Below are 5467 nucleotides of genomic sequence, written 5' to 3' on the forward strand. Positions count from 1 at the left end.
CTCTTGAAATCCCAAAAAATGCACACTTTTTCCGGTATACCCTTCCAAACCCTTGCACTAATTTCTGTGTTTATCAGCCTCTAACCTTTGATATATCAAGGTTTTAGGTTTATTCAGCAAACCCTATGTAAGAGTTAATGTAGAGACAATTCATGAATTATCCCTAGAAGGGTTTCAAAGCTTGTGTAGAGTTTGCTGAAGATGTAGTAATACAAACAAAAATGTTTTTACACTTAATATTATTTGTAAGCTGTAACTAGGGCTTTTAAAGCTCTATATGTTACATCAGATTTTCAATAATTATATTATAATGATTATATTATGATTTGTGCAGACAAGATGCCTGCACCACGGAGTTTTAAGGTTATGTGTAGTAAAGATAAAACCATTAAACTATGGAATAATTGGAACATCGGGACTGGGTAGTAATTGATAATTACCAATTACCAATTACCAATTACCAATCACCAAATTAAAACAATCAGGCGCTACCTGTAAAGCCAACTTCGGGAAACTTCAATTGTGCTTCTGCCATTGGGCGGTTTCTGCCTTCTTCTTGCCAGTAGTTGATCACTTCTGTGGCTTTGTTTAGCAACTCAACGCGATCAACATCAGTAATCCAGTGTTTGGATTCTAACTCTTTTTTCAGTTCTTCCCACGCATCATTACGAGGCCAGAAGAAGTATTTAGTTAAGGGGCTTGTGCCTTTACCAACAACCTGATCAACTGCTAAAGCTACGTTCTCATCTAACCAGAGAATTTTTAAGATAAATTTTGTGGTCAATCGTACCTCCGGGACAAATCCGGCTATAACTTACTAATGTTTGCGACCACTTATTATAACTCAATATCTGTCCCATTGACCAATGAGTTTAAAATGAGTTTAAAAGTCAGCTTGATCTCCCGACTCCTGCCTCCTGTAATCACAAAATTTGTAAAACTACCATAGTCATATCATCAGTATTTTGCCTTTCAGAACCGATAAAATTCTGAACCTTATCAAACAAATAATCAACAATTTCCTGGGGTCCATTGCAATAACGACAAGCAGCATTAAACGAAGTCACAAAATTATCTTCATCAAAGCGATCGCCACCAGCCGCCGCCGCATCCGTTAAACCATCTGTATAATAAATAACTGTATCCCCTGGTTCTAATTGTGCTTCCCCATTCTCATATTGACTATTTGCATCCAAACCAATCAACATCCCCATAGTATCCAATCTCGTCACTGTTTTAGTAGCAGCGTGCCACCACAAAGGCGGATTATGTGCTGCATTACTATAAGATAACAATCTTGTACGAGGATTATATTCTGAATAAAACAAAGTGACAAACCGGTGGGAATTTTCCAAATCGGCATACATAACACGATTCAAATTTTGCAAAATTCCCGCCGCAGAATTACCATGTAATACTTCACCTCTGAGCATTCCTCGCAACATGGTCATAATTAAACCAGCAGGAACACCTTTACCCATCACATCCCCAATTACCAAAGCCCAACGGGCATCTTCTTTACTGCTATTAAGATTAGATTTAAACTGATTATGATTTGTGGGAATAAAATCATAATAATCTCCACCCACACGATTAGCCGGTTTACAACGTGCAGCCAAAACAGCACCAGGAACATTAGGACATTGACGCGGTAAAAGTCGGCGTTGAATCTCAGCACCAATTTCTAATTCTTGATCTAATCGTTCTTTTTTCCTCAATTCTACTGCTAGTTCATCGTTGTCAATAGCTACCGCTGTTTGATCTGCAACTAACCTTACTAACTTTTGTCTAGTTTCTGTCCAACTATATTCTGGATCACGGCTTAAAACATAAAGCCATCCCCTTTCTGTATGTTTAACTATAATTGCTGTACCAAAAATCTGCACATCTGGTCCTAAATATTGATGCATCTGAGCATCTAAAATTCCTGTGGTTGTCAGTGGTACAGAATTAGGTAACAGTGTAATTTGACTTGTAGCATTTTCTAGGGCTTTGCGGATAATTTTCCGTTGTTGACTATCCTGCCAATGTAGCTGCTCTAACCTAATTTGACCATTTGGTTTATAGAGAAATAGGGCGCTACCTTCAGCATCGGTAACTCTGGTGGCCATGAGAGGAATCAGTTCCAAAAACTGATTCAAATTATTGAAACTTCTGAGAGCAAATCCTAAAGAACTCAGCAAATCTTGAATTTTGTTCTGTTCCCGATGCAGTCTAGCCACAAGTTCTTTCAGTGCCACAACTGGAGTGACATCTGTGGTGGCACTACTATTAATTTCGGTGGAGTGAGAAGGAACTTGAGACACAGGTAAATATACTATTGCATTTAATATTAACAGATGGCAGATTTATGATTTATGAGCAATTTTTTATTTAGTGTTGCTCAATCATATTCGACAAGATTAGTCATTTTAGCAAGAGGAGAAAAATTGAGGATGTAATTTTGAACAGTATTGCATTTGCTGGTTTTATTGTTTGCCATTTATCAGGAGTTTCCGGTCATTGTATTTTTAGTTAAACCCTGTCTAGTATAAAGCAGTAATTTTGATAACGCTATAGACGGCTTACAATTTTTTCATGCCTTAATTAGTAATTCATATATCTGGGGAAATAAAACTTTCTTTTAATCAGAGTCGTTGCTTACACCTACAGAGTAAGTCTGGAGATTTTTCGATGAATGGATTTGAGACTGGCTTGTTAAACCGGGTGTTCCTACTGGAGTGAGACAAAAAATATTTTTCATCCTACCTGTAAACTCCAAAATACAAGTAATAAATTGTAAACATTTAACTGGTATATCATAAATTTCCTGAATATTTACTCAGATATAAATTTTCTATATTCAGTTTATTAGCTGATTAGCTATGAAATTTTGAATGGCTAAATATGTAATTTAGCTCAAGACAAAATATCTAGAATCTATAGGAAATAGAACCTAGACTCAGGATACTCTGGATTCTTTCAACCAAAACCTATATCGAGTGTTTTAGTTAAACCATGATAATTTACATCTGTAAATGGTTAAGAGAGAGTATTTGTATGTAATTTTGCCAGTAGAACCTGATAACTAAGTTAGGAGTCATTAGCTACTTTGTTTACACTCATCCACTTGTGTATGAATACCTTTTACAGTCATCAATGAACCTTGTGCTGTATTAGATGGATCATTGGGCAGTGATAAAAATAGCTTTAGTGTGAAATTCTACCAGAAGTTGGCCATTTTTTGTCAAAAAAAAAGAATTATTTTAATTTATAGGAGTCAGGAGTCAGGAGTCAGGAGTCAGGAGTCAGGAGTCAGGAGGCAGAAGGCAGAAGGCAGAAGGCAGAAGGCAGGAGGCAGAAGGCAGAAGGCAGGAGGCAGGAGGCAGGAGGCAGAAGGCAGGAGGCAGAAGGCAGGAGGCAGGAGGCAGGAGGCAGAAGGCAGGAGGCAGAAGGCAGGAGGCAGGAGGCAGAAGGCAGAAGGCAGGAGGCAGAAGAATTTTAGATTTTAGATTTGATTCATGAAATACAATCCAAAATCCAAAATCCAAAATCCAAAATTGTATCACCAATCACCAATCACCAATCACCAATCACCAATCACCAATCACCAATCACCAATCACCAATCACCAATCACCCATTTAAAAGTGCTTCGACAAATTCATAACTAGAGAATGGACGTAAATCTTCAATTCCTTCTCCAGCACCAATAAAGCGAATAGGTAAGCCTAACTGTTGTACAACTGCTAAAGCTACTCCTCCTTTAGCTGTACCATCTAGCTTGGTTAAGACAACGCCGCTGAGTTGGGCAGCTTGGGAAAATACCTCAGCTTGTCGCAGTCCGTTTTGTCCCAAGGTAGAATCTAAAACTAAGAGAGATTCCACATGGGCATTTGGGGCTTTTTTGTCAATAATTCGACGAATTTTACTTAATTCGTCCATTAAGTTTTTCTTGTTTTGCAGTCTGCCAGCGGTATCTACTAATAATAATTCCGTGCCTCGTGATTGGGCGGCGGCGATCGCATCAAATACCACTGCGGCTGGATCTGTATTCTTCCCAGGATTAGCTATCACTTCTACTCCGCTTCTTGTTCCCCAAACTTTCACTTGTTCTACGGCAGCAGCCCGGAAAGTGTCAGCAGCACCAATTAAGCAATTATAGCCAGATTTTTGGGCTAAATGGGCGATTTTACCGATTGTTGTAGTTTTACCAGCACCGTTAACTCCTGTAATTAACCAAATGGTTAAGTTATCTTTTTCTGGGGCAAAGCTGGATCTGGGTGCTGCTTCAATTGGTGCATCTAGCATATCCCGGAGGATTTGTTTCAGGTAGGCGATCGCCTGTTCTGGTGGGGTGACTTCATCCCGCAATTTTTGCTGTAAAGCATCAATAATAAAATCTGTGGCTTCTACACCCACATCAGCTTGTAAAAGTAATGCTTCAATTTCAGTTACAGCAGCTTGATTTAATGGTCCTTGTCCAACAATGGCTTTGAGTTGGTTAAGGATATTGCGCCGAGTTTTATCTAAACCTTGGCGTAATTTTTTCAACCAGGTAATTTCTTCTATAGAAATATCTTCGGCCTTTCTACCTTGTGCTGCTAAAACTTCTGCTGACCATACAAACCCATCATCAAATTCTATAACGGGAATTTCTGCTGCTGTTTCTGGTGTGGTTGAAGTTGATGTTGAAGTTGGTGTTGAAGTTGGTGTTATTTCCGGTTGTGCAACTTCAACCGCACTGGCTATCAATCTTTCCTGTTTGGCTTGCCTTTCTGCTGCTGCCCGTTCTAAAAACGATAAAGTTGCTGGTTGTTGATCACTAACTGGAGTTTCTGGGCTAGTAACTTCTAATTCTTTAGTATCAGATGTTGCTTCTACTGGTGTTGGTACAGTTACTTCTTCTGCTGGCGCTGCTGCGGTTTCTTCAGTAACAGCAGTTGTTTCTATTGGAGTTGGTGTAACTGTTTCCTCTACAGATGTTTCTGCTTTTTCTTCAGTAACATCTTCAGTAACAGCAGTTGTTTCTGCTGGGGTTGGTGTAACTGCTTCTTCTACAACAACTGTTTCTGCTTTTTCTCCAATAACAGATGCCTCTGCTGGTGCAGTTTCTTGGGGCTGAGATTGTTGTTTTTGCTGAATATTTTTATAAGCAGCTTTAGCATAAGCCAATAGGTCCGCAGTATCAGGTGTAGTTTCTGCGGCTGGTTCTGGCTGTGCTTCTTGTGTAGGCTGAGTTTCCCCCTGTGGTTGTGTTTGAGGGGGTTGAGAAGAATCGTTACGGCGGAACCAATTAAAAACCATTGCAGCAATATTATTAGTTATTAGATATCAATTATCAGTTATTAGTTAGCTAGTCAGGAGTCAGGAGTCAGGAGTCAGGAGTCAGGAGTCAGGAGTCAGGAGTCAGGAGGAGATTTGAAAATTTCTTTGCCATCTCTTGAAATCCCAAAAAATGCACACTTTTTCCGGTATACCCTTCAAAA

The 5467-nt window shown here is 39.2% G+C and carries 5 protein-coding genes; 2 read left to right on the forward strand and 3 right to left on the reverse strand.

What is annotated here, in order from left to right:
- Window positions 1-481: 481 nt before the first annotated feature.
- Both FFR48_RS24865 and FFR48_RS24870 read right to left on the reverse strand, forming a co-directional pair.
- On the reverse strand, window positions 482-784 hold the full coding sequence (locus FFR48_RS24865) for a 30S ribosomal protein PSRP-3 (protein ID WP_137669215.1): 303 nt from the start codon (window positions 782-784) through the stop codon (window positions 482-484).
- 139 nt (window positions 785-923) lie between these two features.
- Window positions 924-2306: a PP2C family protein-serine/threonine phosphatase gene (locus FFR48_RS24870; RefSeq protein ID WP_190347402.1), complete on the reverse strand. Its 1383-nt coding sequence runs from the start codon at window positions 2304-2306 to the stop codon at window positions 924-926.
- A gap of 906 nt (window positions 2307-3212) precedes the next feature.
- Between FFR48_RS24870 and FFR48_RS24875 the strand changes: the two genes are divergently transcribed.
- On the forward strand, window positions 3213-3491 hold the full coding sequence (locus tag FFR48_RS24875) for a hypothetical protein (protein WP_162501958.1): 279 nt from the start codon (window positions 3213-3215) through the stop codon (window positions 3489-3491).
- 9 nt (window positions 3492-3500) lie between these two features.
- Window positions 3501-3626, forward strand: a complete 126-nt coding sequence (locus tag FFR48_RS30265; protein WP_268932466.1) for a hypothetical protein — start codon at window positions 3501-3503, stop codon at window positions 3624-3626.
- Here FFR48_RS30265 and ftsY read toward each other — a convergent pair.
- Window positions 3615-5285, reverse strand: coding sequence for a signal recognition particle-docking protein FtsY (gene ftsY, locus FFR48_RS24880; RefSeq protein ID WP_137669217.1), 1671 nt, complete (start codon window positions 5283-5285; stop codon window positions 3615-3617). The genes FFR48_RS30265 and ftsY overlap by 12 nt on opposite strands.
- Window positions 5286-5467 lie beyond the last annotated feature (182 nt).

This window comes from Sphaerospermopsis reniformis (assembly GCF_005402885.1).
Taxonomy (GTDB): Bacteria; Cyanobacteriota; Cyanobacteriia; order Cyanobacteriales; family Nostocaceae; genus Sphaerospermopsis; species Sphaerospermopsis kisseleviana.

Bases quoted from the DNA above. Each gene is read 5' to 3' on its own strand.
- FFR48_RS30265 (WP_268932466.1), top strand. From the start codon at position 3,501: ATGAAATACAATCCAAAATCCAAAATCCAAAATCCAAAATTGTATCAC.
- ftsY (WP_137669217.1), bottom strand. From the start codon at position 5,285: ATGGTTTTTAATTGGTTCCGCCGTAACGATTCTTCTCAACCCCCTCAA.